Here is a 23,030-nt window from a genome sequence, read left to right as displayed (position 1 = left end):
AGGCGTTGCCGAAGGCTACGATCTTTCGATCTATCAGTGCCCGGCGACGATCCGGGCCGAACCTTCAGCCGGCTCGGCATACACCGGGCCCAATCGATCGAGACGACCACTCCAGGCGGTCAGTGCCAATGCCACCAACACCACCAGGCCACCGATCCACGCGGTATGGATCAGGCCCATATGCGCCACGATCAAACCACCACCCCACGCACCACCGGCAATGCCGAGGTTGAACGCCGCAATGTTCAGGCCCGACGCCACGTCCACCGCATGTGGGGTGTGATGTTCGGCCTGACGCACCACATACACCTGCAGCCCCGGTACGTTACCGAACGCCACCGCACCCCAGACCAGCACGGTGGCCAGGGCCAGCCATGGATTGGCGGCGGTGAAGGTCAGTGCGAACAGTACGGCGGCGAGCAGGGCGAAGATGATTTTCAGGGCGCCGATCGGGCCGCGCTTGTCCGCCAGCTTGCCCCCCCAGATGTTGCCGACGGCCACCGAGATGCCGTACACCAGCAGCACCAGGCTGACGGTGCTGACGCTGAAGCCCGCAATGTCCTGAAGAATCGGTGCCAGAAAGGTGAAGGCGATGAACGAGCCGCCGTAGCCGACCGCCGTCATGGCATACACCAACAACAGGCGCGGTTGCTTGAGCACTTGCAACTGCTGCAACAGCGAAGCCGGTTTGCTGTGGGCGATGTTCTTCGGTACGTAGAGCAGGCTGCCGATGAAGGCGATTACACCCAGTGCAGACACCGCGAGGAAGGTTTCACGCCAGCCGAAATGCTGACCGATAAACGTCCCCAGCGGCACGCCGGTGACCAGCGCCACGGTCAGGCCGGTGAACATGATGGCAATCGCGCTGGCGGCTTTTTCCTTCGGCACCAGGCTGGTGGCGATGATCGAGCCAATCGAGAAAAACACCCCGTGGGCCAGGCCGGTGACGATCCGCGCAATGATCAGCGACTCGTAGCTCGGCGCTTTCCAGGCCAACAAGTTGCCGAGGGTGAACAGCACCATCAGCGACAACAGCAGCAATTTACGCGGGACTTTGCCGGTGAGGGCGGTCAGCACCGGCGCGCCGACGGCCACCCCGAGTGCATACAAACTGACCAGCAAACCGGCAGACGGCAGGCTGACGCCGAGGTCGGCGCCGATGGTGGGTAACAGGCCAACGATGACGAACTCCGTCGTCCCGATGGCGAAAGCGCTGAGGGTCAGCGCGAGCAAGGCAATGGGCATGGCTGCAACTCCGGTGGATTGATGGAGCGCAGTGTCGGGGTTTGGGTTGTGCGGAAAAATACAGGGATGGGCATTTGATATTTGCGTGCAAAGCAAATATCTCACGGCTGGCATTAAACCTTGTGGCGAGGGAGCAAGCTCCCTCGCCACAGGAGATTGAATCCTACAGGGGGGAGTGGCGGATCAGTGTATTGCGTACTTCTGTAGTCGATTGCTGATCCAGCTCCAGCCAGAACTGCTGCTTGCCGGCGATCTCGGCGGCGGCCGGCAAACCGTCGCGGTACACCAGCCGATTGCTCGCCAGCGCCGGCACTTTTGCGCCCGGCAGCAGGGTGCCGGCGAGGTTCAGCGGATCCACCCCGCACACCGCAATCAAACTACCGTCGTGGGGGCGCCGCCTGACTTCGCGCAGCAACGGGATCGCCTCGGGCAGGGCAAACTGTTCACCGGCCAAACCACTGACAAACCGCCCGCCACGAATCTCGCCCCGGGCCTCCAGCCGATGGAACGTGCGCAGCAATTCCCGCCAACTCGGCAACCAGTCCGCCTCGCGCTCCAGCAAGCGCCAGAACACCACGCCGTAACGGCGCAGTAAGGTCATGGCGATGTGTTCCAGGGTTTCTGTGGGCGTGGACGTCGGGCGTTGTTTATCCACAACCGGCTTATCCACAGCCGGCGCGGCAGCACCGCGGCGCAGCAAGGCCCAGCGCCCGGCGTCGTCCATGCCACCGACAAACGCGCCGCGCCCGCGTCGGCTGCTGCGATTCTGGCGTTTGCTGGCCGGGGTGATCAGCGCCCGCAACCCGGCGAAACTGTCGGCGTTGACCAGTCCGGCACCGACCAGTTCCTGCAAGGCGATTTCCAGTTCCGAGCGCAGCAGATGGGCCTCGTGCATCAGCTCGTCGAAAAACAGCGCGCCGTGCTGGCTGAGCGCTTCGTAGACTTTTTGTGTTTTGGGCGACAGTTCGCTGACCGGCGTCTGCTCGGTCAAGCTGCTCCACAACCCGACCTGACTACGCGGCAGCAGCAGAATCGGCGTGCTGCGCAATGCCGTGCCGGCGCTTTTGTTGCGTGCGGTCAGGCGGGTCCAGACCAGTTTGCCGCTGCGGCATAACTCATCCAGCCAGCTCGCCGAATAGTCTTTGAGCCGCGCCGGCAGAATGTCGCTGTCCCATGCCGAAGCGGCGGCGGGGTAGCCTTCGAACTGGCTGATGATCGCCGGCAACACTGCGCTGCCCTGGCCTCGGCTCACGGTGGAAAGATGCTGCCAGTCGAACAGGAAACGCATGAAATCCTGCAACGCCACTGGCTCGATTTCCCGTCGCAGCCGTTTGACCGTGTAGCGATGAATCCGCGCCAGCAGATGCCGTTCGCACCATTCGTCTTCACCTGCGCGCGGGGTGAATTGCCCGCGCAACACGTAGCCTTCGCGTTCCAGTTGGGCCAGGGCCTGAGTGACTTGAGTCGCCGGTAATCCAAGCGGTTCGGCAATCGCCTTCAGCGGTAACGGACCAAACGCGCTGAGCCGCGCGCGGATCACTTCCAGCACCGCTTCGCCCGGCTCCCAGGTTTCATCGAAACCCGGCAACGGCTCCAGCGGTGGAAGCAACTTGGCTTGTGTATAAATCGCCTTCAGGCAAGTCAGTCGCTCCAGCGCCAACCACAATGATTGCCCGATATTGATCTGCAAACGGCTGGCGCGGCCACTGTCGGCCAGGGTATTGAGCCACTCGAGCCAATTCGGGTTGGCCTGGGCCTCGGCGTCGGTGATGCACGCCAGGCTCATCAAGGCCTCATGCATTTCATTGAGGCCGGTTGGCGTTGGCCAGGCTTCGTCGCGCACCGCGGCAATCGCCTCGGCGTCCAGCGCACCGAGGTCGTCGGTGGACTGCGGATCGCTCCAGCGGCGGTTGAGTACCGCCTGAGTACGGCGCTCTTCCAGCGGCGCGTCGTCGAGGAAGGTGTAGGGGCGGGCGCTGAGGATTTCCGCCGCCAGCGGCGAGGGCGCTGGCAAGTCGCGGCTGATCAGGCGGATATCGCCCTGTTCCATACGCCGCAACAACGCCAGCCAGCCTTCGCTGTCCATGGCCTCGTGCAGGCAATCGTCGAGGGTTTGTTCCACCAGCGGATGGTCCGGAATCTCGCGCTCGTCGGCGAGGTTTTCCACGCAAGCGATCTGATCGGGAAACACGCTGGCAATCAGGTCTTCGCTTTTCATCCGCTGGATCTGCGGTGGCACTTTGCGGCCGCCGCTGTAGCGTGGCAGCGCGAGGGCGACCCCGGCATTCCAGCGCCAGCGCACGCCGAACAGCGGGGCTTCGAGCACCGCTTGAGTCAGGATATGTTCGGCGCTGTTGCTGTGCAGGTAGCGCCAGACGTCGTCCAGCTCGAAGCTGTGGCTGGTGGACAGCGACAATACGATGGCGTCCTCGCTGGCGGCGGCCTGCAATTCGAAGTTGAAGGTGCGGCAGAAACGCTTGCGCAGGGCCAGGCCCCAGGCGCGGTTGATGCGGCTGCCGAACGGTGAGTGGATGATCAATTGCGTACCACCGGACTCGTCGAAAAAACGCTCCATCACCAGTGTGTCCTGGGACGGCAAGGCGCCGAGGGTCAGGCGGGCTCGGGCCAGATAGTCGACCAGTTGCTCGGCGCTGGCGAGGTTCAGGCCGAGGGTGTCGGTCAGCCAGTCGAGGGCTGGTTGCAGATCGCCGGGTGTGGCGCCGAGCCGCTCATCGAGTTGCGCTTGCAGGCGGGCCACGGCGAACGATAGTTCATTGCTGCGACCGGGTGCTTCACCGAGCCAGAACGGAATGGTCGGCGGCTGGCCCTGAGCATCTTCGACCCGGACCTTGCCGGTTTCGACCCGCAGGATTCGATACGAGGTATTGCCCAGCTGAAAGATATCCCCGGCGATGCTTTCCACCGCGAAGTCTTCGTTGACGCTGCCGATGTTCAGCCCCTGAGGCTCCAGCAATACGCTGTAGTCGGCGTTGTCCGGAATCGTCCCGCCGCTGGTCACGGCGGTCAGTTTGGCGCCCCGACGGCCACGCAGGGTGCGGCTTACGGCGTCCCGGTGCAGGTAAGCGCTGCGAATGCCCAAGCGACCGTTGTAGCCCTCGGCGAGCATGTGCAGCAACGCCTGATAATGTTTTTCGTCGAGCTTGGCGTAAGGCGAGGCTTTACGCAGCATCTCCAGCAACGCCTGCTCGTGCCATTCCTGGCAACTGACCTCGGCGATGATCTGCTGGGCCAGCACGTCCAGCGGCGCTTCGGGGATCAGCAAGGTGTCGAGTTCGCCACGGCGCACGCAATCGAGCAAAGCGGCGCATTCGATCAGGTCGTCGCGGGTGGTGGCGAACAATCGGCCCTTGGGCGTGCCGCCGACCTGGTGCCCGGAGCGGCCGACCCGTTGCAGAAAACCGGCAATCGAGCGTGGCGAAGCGATCTGGCACACCAGGTCGACGTCGCCGATATCAATCCCCAGTTCCAGGGAGGCGGTGGCGATCAGCACTTGCAGCTCGCCGCGCTTGAGCCGTTGCTCGGCGTCCAGGCGAAATTCCTTGGCCAGGCTGCCATGGTGGGCGGCCACCGCGTCTTTGCCGAGGCGTTCGCTCAAGTGTCGGCTCAGGCGTTCGGCCAGGCGCCGGGTGTTGACGAAAATCAGCGTGGTCCGGTGTTCGCGGGCGAGGGCGGCGAGGCGGTCATAGACCAGCTCCCAGACGTCGTTGGCCATCACCGCCGACAGCGGCACGGGCGGCACTTCGATATCGAGATCCCGTGGGCGGGCGTGACCGATATCGATGATTTCGCAGGCGCGATCACGGCCAACCAAAAAACGCGACACCGCTTCGATGGGTTTTTGCGTGGCGGACAGGCCGATCCGCACCAGCGGTTGCGGGCAAAGCGCTTGCAGGCGCTCCAGGCTCAGGGCCAGGTGACTGCCGCGTTTGCTGGCGGCGATGGCGTGGATTTCGTCGACGATCACCGTTTGCGTGGTGCCGAGCATTTTCCGCCCGGAGTCGGAGCCGAGCAGCACATAAAGGGATTCCGGGGTGGTCACCAGAATGTGCGGCGCGGTTTTGCGCATGGCCGAGCGATCTTTTTGCGGCGTATCGCCGGTGCGCACGGCAGTGCTGATCGGCACGTCGGGCAGGCCCATCAGGCGTAACTGCTCGGTGATGCCGGCCAGCGGGTTTTGCAGGTTGATCCGGATGTCGTTGGACAGGGCCTTGAGCGGCGAAACGTAGACCACCAGGGTTTCGTCTGGCAGGCCATCCGGGTTTTCCAGGCCGCGATGAACCAGATCGTCGAGTACGGCCAGAAACGCGGTGAGGGTTTTGCCGGAGCCGGTGGGCGCGGCAATCAGCGTTGAACGGCGCTGGCGGATCAACGGCCACGCCCGGGCCTGGGCGGCGGTAGCCGTCGCGAAGGTGTTGCTGAACCAGGCGCTGACGGCGGGGTGGAAACCGTTCAGAGCGCTGTCTGCAGGGATGGGCAGGTTCATGAGCCAATTTATGCGGGTGGGGGCGGGAAGTTGCAAGTACCGCTCAGGCTCTGTGTTGATCCTGAGACCAGTAGCCGCACCACTAATCCTCGGGAACTACACTTTACGGATGACGGTTGCGCACTAAACCCGCAAAATGCAACGATTCCGGCAATTATTGAGGACATCGCCTGCGGGCGCTGTCGATAAAGCCATCGTTCCAATCAGACTGGGCCTGCTGACTCTATGCGAATGCGCCTTATGTTACTGGGCGGCGGAAATGCCCTTGGGCAGGCGCTGATTCGCCTCGGTGCGGAGGAAGACATCGGTTTCCTCGCCCCCCGCCCACCACAAGACGGCTGGGACGCCGCGAGCCTGACGCAACTGCTCGACGATACCCGTCCGGATGCGTTGATCAATCTCGCCTACTATTTCGACTGGTTCCAGGCGGAGACCGTCAGCGAACAGCGTCTGGCCGGACAGGAGCGCGCCATCGAGCGTCTGGCCGAATTGTGCCAGCATCACAACATCGTGCTGGTGCAACCGTCGAGTTATCGCGTGTTCGATGGCTCCCGGGCGACCGCCTACAGCGAAAAAGACGAACCGGTACCGTTGGGTCTACGCGGTCAAGCTTTGTGGCGCATTGAGCAAAGCGTGCGCGCCACTTGTCCACAGCATGTGTTGCTGCGTTTCGGCTGGCTGCTCGATGACAGCCCCGAGGGCACCCTCGGGCGATTCCTCGCCCGGGCGGAGAAAGCTGAAGAACTGCTGTTGGCGGATGATCGTCGCGGTAATCCGACGCCGGTGGACGACGCTGCCCGTGTGATCATTTCGGTGCTCAAGCAACTCGATTGCGCGGCGCCGCTGTGGGGCACCTACCACTACGCCGGGCATGAGGCGACCACACCGCTGGCACTGGGGCAGGCAATCCTTACCGAAGCACGCGCGCTGCACCCGCTGGCCATCGAATCGCCGACCGCCCAGGCTCACGCCGCACGTCCCGACGCAGCCGAAGAACCGCAACACGCGGTGCTGGCCTGCAAGAAAATTCTGCACACTTTCGGGATCAAACCCCGCGCCTGGCGCGCGGCACTCCCGGGCTTACTGGATAGGTTTTATCGCCATGGCTGACGGCCCTGTTTTAATCACCGGCGGCGCCGGTTTCATCGGTTCGCACCTGACCGATGCCTTGCTCGCCAAAGGGCATTCGGTGCGAATTCTCGATGACTTGTCCACCGGCAAACGCAGCAACCTGCCGATGGACAATCCCCTCGTCGAACTGATCGAAGGCGATGTCGCTGATGCCGCCCTGGTGGCGCAGGCGATGCTCGGTTGCAGCGCGGTGGCGCATCTGGCCGCGGTGGCTTCGGTGCAGGCTTCGGTGGATGACCCGGTGAAAACTCACCAGAGCAACTTCATCGGCTCGCTGAACGTCTGCGAAGCCATGCGTCAGGCCGGTGTCAAACGCGTGTTGTACGCGTCCAGCGCAGCGGTCTATGGCAACAATGGTGAAGGCGAGTCGATCGACGAAGACACGCCCAAGGCACCGTTGACACCGTATGCGGCGGACAAGTTGGCGAGCGAGCACTACTTCGATTTCTATCGCCGCCAGCATGGTCTGGAGCCGGTGATTTTCCGTTTCTTCAATATCTTCGGCCCACGTCAGGATCCGTCCTCGCCGTACTCCGGGGTGATCAGCATTTTCAGCGAGCGCGCGCAGAAAGGCTTGCCGATCACTGTGTTCGGGGATGGCGAGCAGACTCGGGATTTTGTCTACGTCGAAGACCTGGTGGACGTGCTGGTGCAAGCCATCGAGAAACCGCAGGTTGAGGTCGGCGCGGTGAATGTCGGCTGGAATCAGGCGACGACTCTCAAGCAGATGCTTGAAGCCCTTGAAGCCGTGGTCGGCAAGCTGCCGCCTGTTAGCTATGGCCCGGCGCGTTCCGGTGACATCCGTCATTCACGAGCGAATAACCGGCGTTTGCTGGAGCGGTTCACCTACCCGGAGCAGACGCCAATGAGCGTTGGCCTGGCGCGGTTGTTGGGGCGCTGAGGTTTTACACAGCCGTGAAAAAGGCGCCTTGAACAGACTGTGTGAAAACCTAGCAATCTGTCCGGCCCTTTAAGAGAATGCTCCGTATCGAAAGATACGGAGCATTTTTCGTTATGGCCTACATACAAGGGGAGTCCCGTAGCCAGACCAGCCTGTTCCCGGTCTCGCTGGAGGAACTGATCCCTGAAGATCATCTCGTACGAGTCATCGACCTGTATGTCGCCAGGCTCGATCTGGGCCAGCTCGGTTTTGAGAAAGCTCAGCCCAAGGCCACTGGGCGCCCTGCTTACGACCCCGCCGATCAGCTCAAGCTCTATCTCTATGGCTATTTTCAGCGCATTCGCTCGTCGCGGCGCCTAGAAGCTGAGTGCCAACGCAACATCGAAGTGATGTGGTTGATCAACCGGCTTAAACCCGACTTCAAGACCATCGCCGACTTTCGCAAGAACAACAAAGTAGCTTTCGTTATGACGTGCCGAGCTTTTGTGCAGTTCTGCCGATCCGTCGGCTTGATTGCGGGTGATCTGGTTGCGATCGACGGCAGTAAGTTTCAGGCAGTCGCTTCCTCGCGACGCCACCTGAATTTGAATCAGCTCAAGCGTCAGGAGGAGAAGCTGGATAAGCGGATTGCCCAATACCTGGCTGACCTGGATGCCGCTGATAAAGTAGAGGGCGAGCAAGTGGTCGATCGCACTGCGATCAAGGCGGCACTGGCGAAGCTTGAGGCCAAGCAGCAAGACAACCGTAGTTGCCAAGCTTTGATGAAGTCGATGGGGCTGGAGCAATTCAACACGCACGAAAGCGATGCCCGAATGATGCGCACGCCAAAGGGGCCGCGTGTTGCCTATAACGTGCAAACAGCCGTGGATGCAGAGCACTGCCTGATTTTGCACCATGAGGTGACGCAAGATGGTGACGATCGCAAACAGCTTGAACCCATAGCTAAAGCCGCCAAGGCCGAACTGGGGCAGGACACGCTGACTGTGACAGCCGATATGGGCTACTCAAATGGCCAGCAATTCCAGGCGTGCGAGGAGGCCTCCATTACCGTGTACGTGCCGCCAAACCGAACTTCGAACCCAGGCGGAGAAACATTATTCGAGCGTCAGGACTTTACCTATGACGCTGAACAGGATCGATACCAGTGCCCGGCAGGTCAATGGCTAACCCTGAAGCAGCGTTACAAAGGCGACCGGATCTACCAGGCGGCAGTCAGCGACTGCGCTGGATGTGCGCTGAAAGCCCAATGTACAACGGCTCAGCGCCGCTATGTCTCACGTCACGCACAAGAGGAAGCCTTTGAGCGTATGGCACAGCGGATGCAACTGCATCCAGAGATGATGGAGCGACGCAGATCCATCGTGGAGCACCCGTTTGGCAATCTCAAACAATGGCTATTTGGGAACGGGCGGTTCTTGCTACGACAACTTGAAGGGACAAAAGCTGAAATGGCCCTGGCCGTGACCGCTTACAACTTCAAGCGGGCGATCAGTGTCCTGGGAGCCAAGAAAATGATGCAACTGATGGGCTGAAGAGCCTTTTTCAGCATAAAAACAAACGCCCCGAACAAGTCGGGGCGTTTGGTCTTAGGCCTGTCAGTGTGTTTTCACACAGTCTGTTGAAGGCGCCTTTTTTGTGTGTCGAATATGACCGGTGCAGCTCTCTGTGGCGAGGGAGCTGATCACATGTTGCTTAGAATTTGTAACCCAGACCGACCATGTAGATGAACGGATCGACGTCCACGTTCACCCGTGCGCGGGTGCCCGGAGCCACGGCGTTGTTTTCCACGGTGGCACGGGTGTCGATGTCGATGTAGCGCACTTGGGCGTTGATCATCACCTTATCGGTGAGCATGTAGTCGGCCCCGACTTCCCAGGCCAGGCCCCAGGAGTTTTTCGCGTTGAAGTTGCTGAAGCCGTTGGCGCTGGCTTCGCTGCCGACGTGCTCGTCGTAGATCCAGGTGTAGTTGATACCGCCGCCAACATACGGCTGGAATGCGGACTTGGCGTCCATCGGGTAGTAGATCAGGCTCAGGGTCGGCGGCAGGTGTTTCAGGGTGCCGAGTTTGCCGTTGGCGGCGCCGAGCGAGGTGCCTTTGAGCTTCACCTCATGCTCGAACGGCGAAGCCGCGAGCAGTTCGATCCCCAGGTGGTTGGTGATCATGTAGGCGAAGTTCAGGCCCAGTTGCGTGTCGCTGCTCATGGTGGCCTTGCCACCCAGGTCGGCGCCCTTCAGCGGGCCTTGATCGACCTTGACGCTGGAGCTGTCGGCTGTCGGATTGACGGTGATCGCACCGGCCCGAACGATGATATTGCCAGCCTCATGGGCATGGGTGAGCGGGGCTGCGAGCGCGAGGGCAAGCAGCGAAGCGCTGAGCAGGGACTTGTGCATGGGGGCTCCAAAGGACGTTAAAAATGTTCGATGTCCAATGGTAAGGATCCAACTGATACGGTCTTTTGACTCAGCTCAACGAAACAGTGAAGGCCCAGATTTTTGCGGAACCTTTGATGGCCTCATCACGGGCAAGCCCGCGATGGCAGTCCAGTAGGCGACAGATCACCACCGGATTCACTCCGGCAGTTCATACACATAAATCTTCTGCGCCTCCATCTGATACCCGGCATCCGCCAATTCGCTGGTGGACGCCTTGACCTGCAACGCACCTTCGACCCAGTACGGCTGGTACAGCTCATCGAGCTTCACGCCGACTTCGCTTTTGACGTGCACGATCTGGTTCGACGGCGGAGGCGGTACGTGGATACAGGCGCCGAAATATGGCACCAGCAGAAACTCCGTGGTGCGGCCTTCTTCACTGACCTCCAGCGGCACGATGTACCCCGGCAAGCGAATGTTCTGGCCATCGAGACTTTTCACCACCGGCGCATTCGGCATGTCTTGTTTGGCGGCCGGGGCCGACTCCGCGGACAACGCGTCGCTCATCTTCGACAGGTCGTGCAGCGGCGTCATGTTCGGCACTTCCGGCGGGGCATCCGGCGGGATCATTTCCGACCAGGTCAGGTCTTTCGGCTCGGCCGCCCACAGCGGCAAAGCGACCAGCATCAACAGCGCAAGCAGAGCGCGGGGCATGTTCAAGGTCCTCACAGGCGGATCGACAGGCCATCGGCCAAGGATTGGCGATAAGCGCGCCAGGCCGGCACGCTGCCCATCAGCAGCGCGGCGATCAGGATGCCACCGAGCAGCGTCCATTCATATTCGCTTGGCCAGGCCAGTGGCAGGTACAAACCGTAATTTGACTGCACGTAACCCTGCGCCACGGCGATGCCGACATACAGCAGCGCCACGCCGGCAATCACTCCCGACAGCGCCAGGGCAAACGCTTCCAGCACCAGTAAAGTCGCGATATGCCATGGCCGCGCGCCCACTGAACGCAGAATCGCCATCTCGCGGCGCCGCTCGTTGAGGCTGGTGAGAATCGCCGTGAGCATGCCGATCAACCCGGTCAGCACCACGAACAGCGAGACGACGAACAAGGCTTTTTCCGCCGTGCTCATCAAACTCCACAGTTCCTGCAACGCCACACCCGGCAGGATCGCCAGCATCGGTTCGCCACGGAATTCGTTGATTTCACGTTGCAGCGCGAAGGTCGAAATCTTGTTGTTAAGGCCGAGCATGAACGCGGTGATCGCTTGCGGCGTCAGGTCCATGTTGCGCGCCTGATCGGCACTGACCCGACCGTTACCCCGCGCCGGTACACCGTTGTGCCAGTCGATGTGGATCGCTTCCATGCCGCCGAGGCTGATGTGCAGCGTGCGGTCCACCGGGGTGCCGGTGCGTTTGAGAATGCCGACCACGGTGAACGGTTTGTCGTCATGCTTGACCAGGCTGATTGCCGCCACGCCATGGGCCAGCACCAGTTTGTCGCCGAGTTTGTAGTGCAGCGCGTCGGCCACTTCGGCACCGAGCACCACTTCGAACGGATCGCTGGCGAAAGCCCGGCCGTCAGCCAGTTCCAGATGCTGTTGATGGCCGTACTGGTAATGCTCGAAGTACGCTTCAGTGGTGCCCATCACCCGATAACCACGATGGGAATCGCCGAGGGACATCGGGATCGCCCACTTCACTTTCGGGTTGTTGGCGAACTGCTCGAAGCTGTCCCAGCGGATGTTATTGGTGGCGTTGCCGATGCGGAATACCGAATACAGCAGCAGGTTCACCGAGCCGGAACGCGCGCCGACGATCAGATCGGTGCCGCTGATGGTGCTGGCGAAACTGGCCTTGGCCTCGGTGCGCACCCGCTCCACCGCCAGCAGCAGGCAGACCGACAGGGCGATGGCGAACGCGGTGAGGATCGCGGTGAAGCGACGGTTAGCGAGGCTGGCCATGGCTAGACGAAACAAATACATCTCAAACCTCGGACGGGGTGGCGGCGCGATTGAGATCGGCCAGCGACAGGTGGCGATCGAACAGCGGCGCGAGGCTCTGATCGTGGCTGACGAACAACAGGCTCGAGCCGGCTTCGCGGCATTCGGCGAACAACAGGCGAATGAAGTTTTCGCGAGCGTCGTAGTCCAGGGCCGAGGTCGGTTCGTCGGCGATCACCAGTTCCGGCTGACCGATCAGCGCACGCGCGGCAGCGACTCGCTGCTGCTGGCCGATGGACAGCGAATCGGCACGACGGCCCAGAATGTTTTCGTCTTTCAGGCCCAGATGGGCGAGCAGGGTGGCGGCGGCCTGATCGACGCTGCCGTGGCGTTGTTTCGCCCGCTCGGCGCGCAGTTTCGAGAAGTGACAGGGCAGTTCGACGTTCTCCCGCACCGACAGAAACGGCAGCAAGTTGAACTGCTGGAAGATGTAGCCGGTGTGATCGACCCGGAAGTGGTCGCGAGCCCCGGCAGACAGTTCAGTCAATTCCTGGCCGAGCAGCCGGATGCTGCCGCGATCAGGCTTTTGCACACCGCCGAGCAAGCCGAGCAGGGTGGTCTTGCCGCTGCCGCTGGGGCCTTTGAGGAACAGGGTTTCACCAGGCTCCAGGCGAAACGCCGGGATGTCCAGCAACGGTGGGTGACCGGGCCAGCTGAAGCCCAGGTCGGACAGTTCGATGAGTGCTTGGGTCATGTGAAACCGGTCAGGTTGATGGTGAACCCTGTGGGAGCGGTGTCGGATCAGAATTTCAGGGCGGCGGTTTTGGCCGTCACTTCAACCCCTTGCTGTCCGCTCGGACTGATCAGTTGTACCTGAATCTTCTGGGTAGCCGGGAACGTGTTGAAGACAGTCGCCAGGTCCAGGGTCTTCAGCGCGCCCGGGGCCGAGCAGCTGAATTGGTAACGGGCGTGGATTTCGCTGTGGTCATGTTGATGCTCGTGACCGTCCTTGGCTTCTTCATGCTCATCGTCGGCATCCGGTTTGTCACCGAACAACGGGCTTTCCAGCTCCTGGGTCGCGACCACGCAACCGGCGGCTTTCGGCAGGTTGAACAGTGTCAGTGGTTTTTCCAGTTGGGCACGGACGGCGGCGACTTTGGCCTTGTCGGCATCGGTGGTGGCGGCGTGCTCGAAACCCACCAGGTTCATTGCCGGGCTTTCCAGCTCCAGCTCCAGGGTCTGGCCGTCCAGCGCCGCATTCAAGCGACCGACGCCGTGTTCGTGGGCACCGAGGCTGCCGTGCTCATGGTCGTGATCTTGCTCGACAGCCGCGTGGGCGACAGCCAGCGGTAACAAGGCAAACGGCAAAGCGAGCAGCAGACGGCGCATGACGGGTCTCCGAAAAGTAAAATGAAAAATTTGTTATGTAATCTTATAACGAAAGTGCCGAGAGTTTGACCGTCTGCTTGGCGTTGTGCAAGACCCATGGGAGCATGCGAGTCAGGTATGTGCTGGAGCAGACTTATGTTGCGAATACGCGGAAGCATCGGCGACTGGCCGGTGGATTTGACCCTTGAACTGGATGAGGGCGACTGGGCGCAACTCGGTGCGCAGTTGCAGGCTGCCAAACCCGAGGCGAGTGCAACACCGGTCAAACCGGTGAATCAGGATGATGCGCTATGGCAGATCGCCAAAGAATTGCTGCGCAAGGCCGGGCAATTGAGTGGGCCGGATTTGCTGGAGCAGCTGGAAGGGCTGACCGGCAGCGCAGCAGCGGGCAAGCGCTTGTTGGTGCGCTTGCGCCACTGCGCAGATGTCAAAGTGGTGAGCGGCGGGGATACACCGCTCTACAGCTGGATCGAGTAAGCCGCAAAAAAGAGCTTAATAGAGCGCGGCAAACAGCTTGCGACGGTACGTGGTCACCAACGGGTGATCGTTGCCCAGCAGTTCGAACACTTGCAGCAAGGTTTTGTGTGGCAAGCCTTCGTTGTAGCTGCGATTGCGGATGAACAGTTTCAGCAACGCATCCAGCGCCGCGTCGTATTGCTGACGGGCCAGTTGCTGGATCGCCAACTGATAGACCGCCTCATCGTCCTGCGGGTTTTTCGCCAGGCGTGCTTTCAGGTCTGCCGCATCCGGCAAATCCCTGGCCTGACCGAGAAACTGGATCTGCGCCTTGGCGCCTGCCAGCGCGGCCTTGTGTTCGTCGGTCTTGACCGCGTCGAGTACGGTTTGCGCTTCACTCAGCTCGCTGCGCTCGGTAAGGCAGCGGGCGTAGAGGATCAGTGCCTTGGCATTGGTGTTGTCTTCAGTCAGCAAGACTTTGAGTGTGGCTTCAGCGTCGGCGAAACGGCCTTCATCGAACAGCGCCTGAGCCTGTTCAAAGGGGTCGGCGGCGGCTGGAGGCGGCATTTGCACATGAGGTTCGAGCATCGTGCGCACGGCGGATTCCGGTTGCGCACCGGCAAAACCGTCCACTGGCTGACCGTCCTTGAACAGCACCACGGTCGGCAGGCTGCGAATGCCGAAACGCGCAACAATGTCCTGCTCGATGTCGCAGTTGACCTTGGCCAGCAGCAACTCACCCTGATAGCTCTCGGCGATGGTTTGCAGCATCGGCATCAAGGCCTTGCACGGCGCACACCATTCGGCCCAGAAATCCACCAGTACCGGTTTGTGGAAAGAGTTCTCGATCACCGACTGGTCGAAATCGGCAGTCGTGGCGTCGAAGATGTACGGCGTTTCCTGACTCATGGGGGATCTCGTAAAAGCGTGGATGAGGCCACTATAAGGCTTGGTGGGGGGCGGCTGAAAGCGGGGTAACCATGATCGTTCCCACGCTCTGCGTGGGAATACCTCCAGTGACGCTCTGCGTCACGCTACGAAAGGACGCGGAGCGTCCCGGGCTGCATTCCCACGCTGGAGCGTGGGAACGATCAAGCTTTTTGCTAACCGCGCCGCGCGTGGTAAAGGCTCACATGCCGAAACTCTTCGGGCTCGGCCAGGTCCGGCAAGGTCATCGCCTCCAGCATCTCGATGCGCCGATACAGCGGATGGCGAAAATCCCGCACCCGTGAATCCGCTACCAATGCTTCCCGGCCACGGCTGAGAAACTCGTCGAGTAGCGGCAGATTTTCCCGGTCGTACAACACGTCGGCCACCAGAATCAGATCAAATCGATCCGCTTCGGCGAAAAAATCCGTCGAGTAGCGCAACTGCACATCATTGAGTTCGGCATTCGCCCGACACGCGGCAATCGCCAGCGGGTCCAGGTCACAGGCCACCACTTCCAGCGCCCCGGCCTTCACGGCCGCAATCGCAGCCACGCCGGAACCGGCACCGAAATCCAGCACCCGTTTGCCTTCGACCCAGTGCGGGTGTTCGGCGAGATAGCGGGCCACGGCCAGCCCACTGGCCCAGCAGAAACTCCAGTACGGCGGCTCGTGGAGAATCCGCCGGGTTTCTTCGGGGCTGAAGGCGCGGTCCATGTTGTCGCCGTCGATCAGCCAGAGTTTCAGCTCGGTGCCCGGCAATTCACAGGCAACAAGCTGTGCGTCACCGAGCAATTCACCCAACGCCTGTCGCAGGTCGAGCGGTGCAATCATGGCGCTTTGACGAATTGCAACTGACCCAGGGCCTGGGTCGTCGGCTGTGCGATGAGTTGCGCCGGCAGATGCAGAATCAACTGCCCGGACTGGCTGGCGCGGCCGCGCAGTTCAACGCGAGCGCCAACCGGGAAGGATTCAGGGTTGAAACGCAGGCGAAACGGCAACACCTGATTGGTGCCGATCAGGTTGGCACTGGCGAGCAATTGTTGCGGGCGATCCTTTTCGTCGATCACTAGCAGCGCCAGTTCGACTTCGGCGTCGGCCGGCACGCCCATCAGGGTGCCACTGATTTCACGTTGGTAAGCCGGCAGCGGGCCGAGCTCGGCAGACGCCTTGGCTTTCTTCTGCGCCTGTTGCGGCGCTGGGCCTGGTGTTGGTGGCTGGGGCTTGGGTGCATCGCTGCCACAGGCCACCAGCAGGCTGAAAAGACTGAGCAAAACGAGCGGTCGTAACGACATTGGCGGCTCCAGCAAGGTGAAAACATTATAGCCCGTCTGTATACCGCAAACCCTATGGCTTGTCTTGCCACGGAGATGCGCTACCATGGCCCTCCCATTTTTTGTTGCCTGCCACCATGCACTGTCCCTTCTGCGGTGCCAACGACACCAAGGTCATCGACTCGCGTCTGGTCGCCGAGGGCGAACAGGTGCGCCGCCGGCGTGAATGCCTGGCCTGCGGCGAACGTTTCACGACGTTCGAAACCGCTGAACTGGTGTTGCCGCGCCTGATCAAAACCGACGGCAGTCGCCAGCCGTTCGACGAAGAAAAACTGCGTGCCGGCATGCAGCGAGCGCTGGAGAAGCGCCCGGTGAGTGTCGAGCGCCTGGAATCGTCGCTGGTGCACATCAAACACAAGCTGCGCGCCACTGGCGAGCGCGAGGTCAAATCCCTCGTGGTCGGCGAACTGGTGATGGCCGAGCTGAAAAAGCTTGATGAAGTCGCCTATATCCGCTTCGCTTCGGTGTACCGACGCTTCCAGGACCTCAACGAGTTCCGCGAAGAGATCGATCGCCTCGCCCGTGAACCGGTGAAAGAATGACCACCTCCCCGGAACAAGCCATCCTCGACGCCCATTACATGGCCCGTGCCCTGGAACTGGCGCGCAAAGGTCATTACACGACGCACCCCAACCCGCGGGTTGGCTGCGTGGTGGTGCGTGACGGGCAGATTGTCGGCGAAGGCTGGCATGTGCGCGCCGGCGAGCCCCATGCCGAAGTCCACGCCTTGCGTGCCGCCGGTGACAAGGCGCGAGGCGCCACGGCTTACGTGACCCTGGAACCGTGCAGCCACCACGGCCGTACGCCGCCCTGCGCCGATGCGCTGGTGAATGCTGGTGTGGCGCGCGTCGTTGCGGCGATGCAGGACCCGAACCCGGAAGTTGCCGGTCGCGGTCTGCAACGTCTGGCCCAGGCGGGAATCGCCACTGAAAGCGGCGTGCTGGAAGGTGAGGCGCGCAAGCTCAATGAAGGCTTCCTCAAGCGCATGGAACACGGCTTGCCGTTCGTGCGGGTCAAGTTGGCCATGAGCCTCGACGGTCGCACAGCGATGGAAAGCGGCGAGAGCCAATGGATTACCGGCCCGGCGGCGCGCTCGGCGGTACAGCGGCTGCGCGCGCAGGCCAGCGTGGTGTTGACCGGCGCCGACACGGTGCTGGCGGACAATGCCCGCTTGACCGTGCGTGCCGATGAATTGGGCCTCGATCCCGAACAAACTGCCTTGGCCATGAGCCGTCCGCCACTGCGCGTGCTGATCGACGGTCGCCTGCGGGTGCCGCTGGACGCGCCGTTTTTCAAGGCTGGCCCGGCGTTGGTTGCGACGTGCATGGCGATCGAAGAGCAATACGCCAACGGTCCGGAATGCCTGATCGTGGCGGGCGACGATGGCCAGGTCGACCTGCGCAAGTTGCTGGTTGAACTGGCTGCCCGTGACGTCAACGAGGTGCTGGTCGAAGCCGGTCCGCGTCTGGCCGGGGCGTTTGCTCAGCAAGGGTTGGTGGACGAGTTCCAGATTTTCATTGCCGGCAAGTTTCTCGGCTCCACGGCGCGACCGTTGCTGGACTGGCCGCTGGCGCAGATGAAAGATGCGCCCGAGCTCAAAATTACCGAAATCCGCGCGGTTGGCGATGACTGGCGAGTCATTGCCATACCTGTCCCAACGGTCAGCGTATAATTCCCGGCTGCAGCCCAGAAGGCCCTGTTCTCGAGGAGGACTCATGTTTACCGGCATCATCGAATCCATCGGCAGTATTCGTGCATTGACCCCAAAAGGCGGAGATGTGCGGGTTTACGTAGAAACCGGCAAGCTCGACCTGAGCGACGTCAAACTGGGCGATAGCATTGCCGTCAACGGCGTGTGCCTCACGGCGGTTGAACTGCCGGGCAATGGCTTTGCGGCGGACGTCAGTCGCGAAACCCTCGACTGCACCGCCATGAATGACCTCAAGAGCGGCAGCCCAGTGAATCTGGAAAAAGCCCTGACCCCGACCACCCGCCTCGGTGGGCACTTGGTCAGCGGTCATGTCGATGGTGTCGGCGAAGTGGTCTCGCGCACCGATAATGCCCGCGCCGTGGAGTTTCGCATCCGTGCGCCGAAAGAACTGGCCAAGTACATCGCCCATAAAGGTTCGATCACCGTCGACGGCACCAGCCTGACGGTGAACGCGGTCGATGGTGCCGAATTCCTGCTGACGATCATTCCGCACACCCTGAGCGAAACCATCATGGCTTCTTACAAGCCAGGTCGCCGGGTGAACCTGGAAGTGGACTTGCTGGCACGTTATCTGGAACGCCTGTTGCTGGGCGACAAAGCTGCTGAACCGGGCTCTTCACAAAAGTCTGGCGGCACTATTACTGAAAGCTTTCTGGCCCAAAACGGCTACCTCAAATCCTGACTCAAGGGGGTGCCTTGTGGCGCTCAATAGCATCGAAGAACTGGTTGAAGACATCCGCCAAGGCAAGATGGTCATCCTCATGGATGACGAAGACCGCGAGAACGAAGGCGACCTGATCATGGCCGCCGAGTGCTGCAAGGCTGAGCACATCAACTTCATGGCCAAGCACGCCCGTGGCCTGATCTGCATGCCGATGAGCCGCGAGCGCTGCGAACTGCTCAAGCTGCCGTTGATGGCGCCACGCAACGGTTCCGGCTTCGGCACCAAGTTTACCGTGTCCATCGAAGCCGCCGAAGGCGTGACCACCGGTATCTCCGCGGCCGACCGTGCGCGTACCGTACAAGCCGCTGCCGCCAAAGACGCCAAGGCTGAAGACATCGTCAGCCCCGGCCACATCTTCCCGCTGATGGCTCAGGCCGGCGGCACCCTGGCCCGCGCCGGCCATACCGAAGCGGCTTGCGACCTGGCACGCATGGCCGGTTTCGAGCCGAGCGGTGTGATCTGCGAAGTGATGAACGACGACGGCACCATGTCCCGTCGCGCCGAACTCGAAGCGTTTGCCGCCGAGCACAACATCAAGATCGGCACCATTGCCGACCTGATCCACTACCGGATGATCCACGAACGTACCGTTCAGCGGATTGCCGAGCAGCCGCTGGACAGCGAACTGGGCCAGTTCAACCTGGTGACCTATCGTGATTCGGTGGAAGGCGACGTGCACATGGCCCTGACCCTGGGCAACGTGTGCGCCGAAGAACCGACCCTGGTTCGGGTGCACAACATGGACCCGCTGCGTGACCTGCTGATGGTCAAGCAACCGGGCCGCTGGAGCCTGCGCGCCGCCATGGCCGCGGTTGCCGAGGCTGGCAGCGGTGTGGTGCTGTTGCTCGGTCACCCGCTCGATGGCGACGTGTTGCTGGCGCACATCCGCGAGACCGCCGACCACAGCGCAGTGAAAAAACCGACCACCTACAGCATCGTTGGTGCCGGTTCGCAGATCCTTCGGGACCTGGGCGTGCGTAAAATGCGCCTGATGTCTGCGCCGATGAAATTTAATGCGATATCCGGTTTCGATCTGGAAGTTGTAGAATACGTGCCCTCCGAATAATGACCGGTTGTTTCCAGTCTTTGATTCGCGGCTAACACATCACTGAGGGATGCGTAGAAAACGCGTCCCGGCTCTTTAAGAGATCTAACGAATGACCCTGAAGACCATCGAAGGTACCTTCATCGCCCCTAAAGGCCGCTACGCTCTGGTAGTGGGCCGTTTCAACAGCTTCGTGGTTGAAAGCCTGGTCAGCGGTGCAGTTGATGCCCTGGTTCGCCATGGCGTGAGCGAAAGCGACATCACCATCATCCGTGCGCCTGGCGCCTTCGAAATCCCGCTGGTTGCGCAGAAAGTCGCTCAGAAGGGCGAGTTCGCGGCAATCATCGCCCTGGGCGCGGTCATTCGTGGCGGTACTCCGCACTTCGAATACGTGGCTGGCGAATGCACCAAGGGCCTGGCCCAGGTGTCCATGGAATTCGGCGTACCGGTCGCTTTCGGCGTACTGACCGTTGATTCCATCGAACAAGCCATCGAACGTTCCGGCACCAAGGCCGGTAACAAAGGTGCTGAAGCTGCCCTGTCCGCTCTGGAAATGGTCAGCCTGCTGGCGCAGTTGGAGGCCAAGTGATTAGCGACGATAGCGATCGTTTCAACCCGCGCGATCCAAAGCCTGCGGATGCCGGCAAGCCATCGAAAAGCGCCAAGCGTCGCGAAGCCCGTCAGCTCGCGACCCAAGCGCTGTACCAATGGCATATGGCCAAGCAGTCGCTGAACGAGATCGAAGCGCAGTTCCGGGTCGATAACGATTTTACCGATGTCGATGGCGCGTACTTCCGCGAAATCCTGCACGGGGTTCCGCAGTTCAAGACCGAGATCGACACCGCGCTCAAGCCTTGCCTGGACTTGACCATCGAAGAGCTGGACCCGGTTGAACTGGCCGTTCTGCGCCTGTCCACATGGGAACTGCTCAAGCGTGTCGACGTGCCATACCGCGTGGTGATCAACGAAGGTATCGAACTGGCCAAGGTCTTCGGCTCCACCGACGGCCACAAGTTCGTCAACGGTGTGCTCGACAAGCTGGCCCCGCGTCTGCGTGAAGCCGAAGTGAAGGCGTTCAAGCGCTGATTGGCGCTTGAACTGCCATTGCCATGGGTGAGTTTGAGCTGATCCGCAACTTCTTCGCCGCCGCGCCTTGCGCGCAGGGCGGTGAAGGCGTTGCCCTCGGGATTGGCGACGACTGCGCCTTGCTGGCTATTCCTCCCGGGGAGCAGTTGGCGATTTCTACCGATACGCTGGTGGCCGGTGTGCATTTCGCCGACCCCTGCGATCCGTTTCTGCTCGGCCAGCGCTCGCTGGCCGTGGCCGTCAGCGACCTGGCCGCCATGGGCGCCACCCCCGTTGCCTTTACCCTTGCCTTGACCTTGCCGATCGGGACTTCCGATTGGCTGGAAGCGTTCGCCCGTGGTTTGAACCTCATGGCGCAGAATTGCCGTGTGGCACTGGTGGGCGGCGATACCACTCGCGGGCCGTTGAGCCTGACCATGACTGTGTTCGGTCGAGTGCCGACCGGTCTGGCGCTGACCCGCAGTGGCGCACGGCCGGGTGATTTGCTCTGTGTGGGCGGTGATCTGGGTAACGGCGCGGGCGCCTTGCCGCTGGTACTTGGTCAGCGGACTGCCGAAGCGGCCATCGCCGATCCATTGCTGGCCCACTACTGGTCGCCGCAACCGCAGCTGGCGTTGGGCCAGGCCTTGCGTGGCAAGGCCACCGCCGCGTTGGACATCTCCGACGGCCTGCTCGCCGACTGCGGGCATATTGCCCTGGCGTCGAAAGTCGGGATTGAGGTAGAGCGCAGCAGGCTGCCGTTGTCGAAGGCGCTGCTGGCTTTCCTCGGTCAATCCGGCGCTGAGCAGGCTGCCCTGAGTGGTGGTGACGATTACGTGCTGGCCTTCACCTTGCCGCCTGCCGAGTTGCCATCGTTACTGGCGGACGGCTGGCCGATCCATGTGCTCGGGCAGGTGGTTGCAGGGCAGGGCGTGATTCTGCTGGACGCCGACGGACACGACATCACCCCGCCAATCCGGGGTTACCAACATTTTCGGGAGACACCGTGACAGATCATCCCAAACAGGTTCCGTCGGAGTTCGTACCACCGTCGGTCTGGCGCAATCCATGGCATTTCCTGGCGTTCGGCTTCGGCTCGGGCACTCTGCCAAAAGCGCCGGGCACCTGGGGTTCGTTAGTGGCGTTACCCTTTATTCCGTTGTGGCAGATGCTGCCCGACTGGGGCTACTGGCTGATGCTCGGCATCACCATGCTGTTCGGCTTCTGGCTGTGCGGCAAGGTCGCCGACGATTTGCGCGTGCACGACCATGAAGGCATCGTCTGGGACGAAATGGTCGGGATGTGGATCACCCTGTGGCTGGTGCCGCAAGGTTGGTATTGGTTGTTGGCGGGGTTCCTGATGTTCCGCTTCTTCGACATCCTCAAGCCTTGGCCGATTCGCTGGATCGACCGGCATGTGCACGGTGGCGTCGGGATCATGCTTGACGATGTACTGGCCGGGGTGTTTGCGTGGTTGGCGATGCAAGGGCTGGTTTGGCTTTTCGCCTGAAGGCTGCAGTCGAGGACGAAAAATGGCCCGCTGGTTGATGGTGATGGTTTTCGCGACGTTTTGCGCACTTGCCCGTGCGGACGAAGCACCGACGACGCCGTCCGTGATTCACCTGGCCAGCGAAGCGTGGGAAGACTTTACCGCCGCCGATGGCCGTGGTTTGGGCTGGGACGTGTTGCGCGAAGTGTTCGAGCCTGCGGGCGTCAAACTGGATATTCGAATCGAACCTTATACACGCGCCACGGGCCTGGCGCAGCGTGGCGAAGTGGACGCGTGTGTCGGTGCCTATCGGGATGAAGTCAGTGACGTGCTCTATCCGCGCTGGAGTTTCGATACCGATCCGATCTATGCACTGGGCCTGGCCAGCAATCCGGCGCCGACCGCGGAAAACCTGGGCAATTATCGATTGGCCTGGGTACGCGGCTACAAGTACCAGGCTTACCTGCCCAATGTGCAGCGCTATAACGAAGTCGCGCGGCGTACCGGGATTCTGCCGATGCTGATCCACAACCACGCCGACTACTACATTGACGCGCTGGACGAGGTTAACTCTATCGTCAGTCGAGCCAAGGATCCGTCGCAGTTCCGCCGCACGCACATCGCGGATTTACCGCTGTACCTGTGCTTCGCCGATACCCCTCGGGCACGGCAGTTGATGGTGCTGTTCGACCAGCGTATGGAATTGCTGGTAAAAAGCGGTCAGCTGAAACCGGTCTTCGAACGCTGGAAGCAGCCCTATCCGTTCGGCTCGAAATGAAAGCGTTCAA

Annotated in this window: 23 protein-coding genes; 13 read left to right on the top strand and 10 right to left on the bottom strand. The window is 61.5% G+C overall.

What is annotated here, in order from left to right; genetic code table 11:
* Positions 1–33: 33 nt before the first annotated feature.
* Both PSH69_RS26555 and PSH69_RS26550 read right to left on the bottom strand, forming a co-directional pair.
* The gene (locus PSH69_RS26555; RefSeq protein ID WP_305410275.1) at positions 34–1,245 is read right to left on the bottom strand and encodes an MFS transporter; all 1,212 of its coding nucleotides are present in this window, start codon (positions 1,243–1,245) and stop codon (positions 34–36) included.
* Positions 1,246–1,408: 163 nt separating this feature from the next.
* Positions 1,409–5,749 (bottom strand): DEAD/DEAH box helicase, encoded by a 4,341-nt coding sequence (locus tag PSH69_RS26550; protein ID WP_305410274.1) that lies wholly within the window; start codon positions 5,747–5,749, stop codon positions 1,409–1,411.
* 225 nt (positions 5,750–5,974) lie between these two features.
* Here PSH69_RS26550 and PSH69_RS26545 point away from each other — a divergent pair, with 225 nt between their 5' ends.
* From PSH69_RS26545 to PSH69_RS26535, 3 genes are all read left to right on the top strand, one after another.
* Entirely contained in the window at positions 5,975–6,859 is an 885-nt protein-coding gene (locus PSH69_RS26545; RefSeq protein WP_138866371.1) for a sugar nucleotide-binding protein, read from the top strand.
* Positions 6,852–7,781: an NAD-dependent epimerase/dehydratase family protein gene (locus tag PSH69_RS26540; protein WP_019581391.1), complete on the top strand. Its 930-nt coding sequence runs from the start codon at positions 6,852–6,854 to the stop codon at positions 7,779–7,781. Before PSH69_RS26545 ends, PSH69_RS26540 begins: the two co-directional genes overlap by 8 nt.
* Positions 7,782–7,894: 113 nt before the next feature.
* Positions 7,895–9,313 carry an IS1182-like element ISPfl3 family transposase gene (locus PSH69_RS26535; RefSeq protein WP_305410273.1) on the top strand — a complete coding sequence of 473 codons (1,419 nt, stop codon included), beginning with the start codon at positions 7,895–7,897 and terminating at the stop codon, positions 9,311–9,313.
* Between the two features lie 160 nt (positions 9,314–9,473).
* On the opposite strand, the gene PSH69_RS26530 is transcribed toward PSH69_RS26535, so the two are convergent.
* The 5 genes from PSH69_RS26530 to PSH69_RS26510 form a co-directional block, all read right to left on the bottom strand.
* Entirely contained in the window at positions 9,474–10,172 is a 699-nt protein-coding gene (locus PSH69_RS26530) for an OmpW family protein (RefSeq protein ID WP_305410272.1), read from the bottom strand.
* A 177-nt stretch (positions 10,173–10,349) separates the two neighbouring features.
* Complete coding sequence (locus tag PSH69_RS26525) at positions 10,350–10,868, bottom strand: DUF3299 domain-containing protein (protein ID WP_018925681.1); 519 nt, start codon at positions 10,866–10,868, stop codon at positions 10,350–10,352.
* 11 nt (positions 10,869–10,879) lie between these two features.
* Entirely contained in the window at positions 10,880–12,145 is a 1,266-nt protein-coding gene (locus PSH69_RS26520) for an ABC transporter permease (protein WP_007933653.1), read from the bottom strand.
* 1 nt (position 12,146) lies between these two features.
* The gene (locus PSH69_RS26515) at positions 12,147–12,857 is read right to left on the bottom strand and encodes an ABC transporter ATP-binding protein (RefSeq protein ID WP_019650853.1); all 711 of its coding nucleotides are present in this window, start codon (positions 12,855–12,857) and stop codon (positions 12,147–12,149) included.
* A 47-nt stretch (positions 12,858–12,904) separates the two neighbouring features.
* Positions 12,905–13,492 (bottom strand): DUF2796 domain-containing protein, encoded by a 588-nt coding sequence (locus PSH69_RS26510; protein ID WP_018925683.1) that lies wholly within the window; start codon positions 13,490–13,492, stop codon positions 12,905–12,907.
* Between the two features lie 135 nt (positions 13,493–13,627).
* Between PSH69_RS26510 and PSH69_RS26505 the strand changes: the two genes are divergently transcribed.
* Positions 13,628–13,969: a hypothetical protein gene (locus PSH69_RS26505; protein ID WP_111454190.1), complete on the top strand. Its 342-nt coding sequence runs from the start codon at positions 13,628–13,630 to the stop codon at positions 13,967–13,969.
* A 15-nt stretch (positions 13,970–13,984) separates the two neighbouring features.
* Here the strand turns inward: PSH69_RS26505 and trxA are convergent, their stop codons facing one another.
* From trxA to PSH69_RS26490, 3 genes are all read right to left on the bottom strand, one after another.
* On the bottom strand, positions 13,985–14,857 hold the full coding sequence (gene trxA / locus PSH69_RS26500) for a thioredoxin (RefSeq protein WP_018925685.1): 873 nt from the start codon (positions 14,855–14,857) through the stop codon (positions 13,985–13,987).
* A gap of 194 nt (positions 14,858–15,051) precedes the next feature.
* Positions 15,052–15,708 (bottom strand): methyltransferase, encoded by a 657-nt coding sequence (locus tag PSH69_RS26495; protein WP_305410271.1) that lies wholly within the window; start codon positions 15,706–15,708, stop codon positions 15,052–15,054.
* Positions 15,705–16,169: a YbaY family lipoprotein gene (locus PSH69_RS26490; RefSeq protein WP_305410270.1), complete on the bottom strand. Its 465-nt coding sequence runs from the start codon at positions 16,167–16,169 to the stop codon at positions 15,705–15,707. The genes PSH69_RS26495 and PSH69_RS26490 overlap by 4 nt, the downstream gene beginning before the upstream one ends.
* A 116-nt stretch (positions 16,170–16,285) precedes the next feature.
* Here PSH69_RS26490 and nrdR point away from each other — a divergent pair, with 116 nt between their 5' ends.
* The 9 genes from nrdR to PSH69_RS26445 all read left to right on the top strand — a co-directional run bounded on the left by nrdR (position 16,286) and on the right by PSH69_RS26445 (position 23,020).
* Complete coding sequence (gene nrdR, locus PSH69_RS26485; protein ID WP_007906838.1) at positions 16,286–16,750, top strand: transcriptional regulator NrdR; 465 nt, start codon at positions 16,286–16,288, stop codon at positions 16,748–16,750.
* Complete coding sequence (ribD, locus tag PSH69_RS26480; protein ID WP_018925688.1) at positions 16,747–17,880, top strand: bifunctional diaminohydroxyphosphoribosylaminopyrimidine deaminase/5-amino-6-(5-phosphoribosylamino)uracil reductase RibD; 1,134 nt, start codon at positions 16,747–16,749, stop codon at positions 17,878–17,880. Before nrdR ends, ribD begins: the two co-directional genes overlap by 4 nt.
* Before the next feature lie 43 nt (positions 17,881–17,923).
* Positions 17,924–18,601, top strand: a complete 678-nt coding sequence (locus PSH69_RS26475) for a riboflavin synthase (RefSeq protein WP_064620656.1) — start codon at positions 17,924–17,926, stop codon at positions 18,599–18,601.
* 16 nt (positions 18,602–18,617) lie between these two features.
* Entirely contained in the window at positions 18,618–19,709 is a 1,092-nt protein-coding gene (ribBA, locus tag PSH69_RS26470) for a bifunctional 3,4-dihydroxy-2-butanone-4-phosphate synthase/GTP cyclohydrolase II (RefSeq protein ID WP_018925690.1), read from the top strand.
* A 91-nt stretch (positions 19,710–19,800) separates the two neighbouring features.
* Entirely contained in the window at positions 19,801–20,277 is a 477-nt protein-coding gene (gene ribE, locus PSH69_RS26465; protein WP_003228649.1) for a 6,7-dimethyl-8-ribityllumazine synthase, read from the top strand.
* Positions 20,274–20,774 (top strand): transcription antitermination factor NusB, encoded by a 501-nt coding sequence (gene nusB, locus PSH69_RS26460; protein ID WP_007933632.1) that lies wholly within the window; start codon positions 20,274–20,276, stop codon positions 20,772–20,774. Before ribE ends, nusB begins: the two co-directional genes overlap by 4 nt.
* Before the next feature lie 23 nt (positions 20,775–20,797).
* Positions 20,798–21,763: a thiamine-phosphate kinase gene (gene thiL / locus PSH69_RS26455; protein ID WP_305410269.1), complete on the top strand. Its 966-nt coding sequence runs from the start codon at positions 20,798–20,800 to the stop codon at positions 21,761–21,763.
* Positions 21,760–22,263, top strand: coding sequence for a phosphatidylglycerophosphatase A (locus PSH69_RS26450; protein ID WP_018925692.1), 504 nt, complete (start codon positions 21,760–21,762; stop codon positions 22,261–22,263). Before thiL ends, PSH69_RS26450 begins: the two co-directional genes overlap by 4 nt.
* A 22-nt stretch (positions 22,264–22,285) precedes the next feature.
* The gene (locus PSH69_RS26445) at positions 22,286–23,020 is read left to right on the top strand and encodes an ABC transporter substrate-binding protein (RefSeq protein ID WP_305410268.1); all 735 of its coding nucleotides are present in this window, start codon (positions 22,286–22,288) and stop codon (positions 23,018–23,020) included.
* Positions 23,021–23,030 lie beyond the last annotated feature (10 nt).

The sequence above is a fragment of the Pseudomonas sp. FP1740 genome (genome assembly GCF_030687165.1).
Lineage (GTDB): Bacteria > Pseudomonadota > Gammaproteobacteria > Pseudomonadales > Pseudomonadaceae > Aquipseudomonas.
Note: the sequence above shows the minus strand (reverse complement) of the source record. Positions and strands in the feature narration are given on the sequence as shown.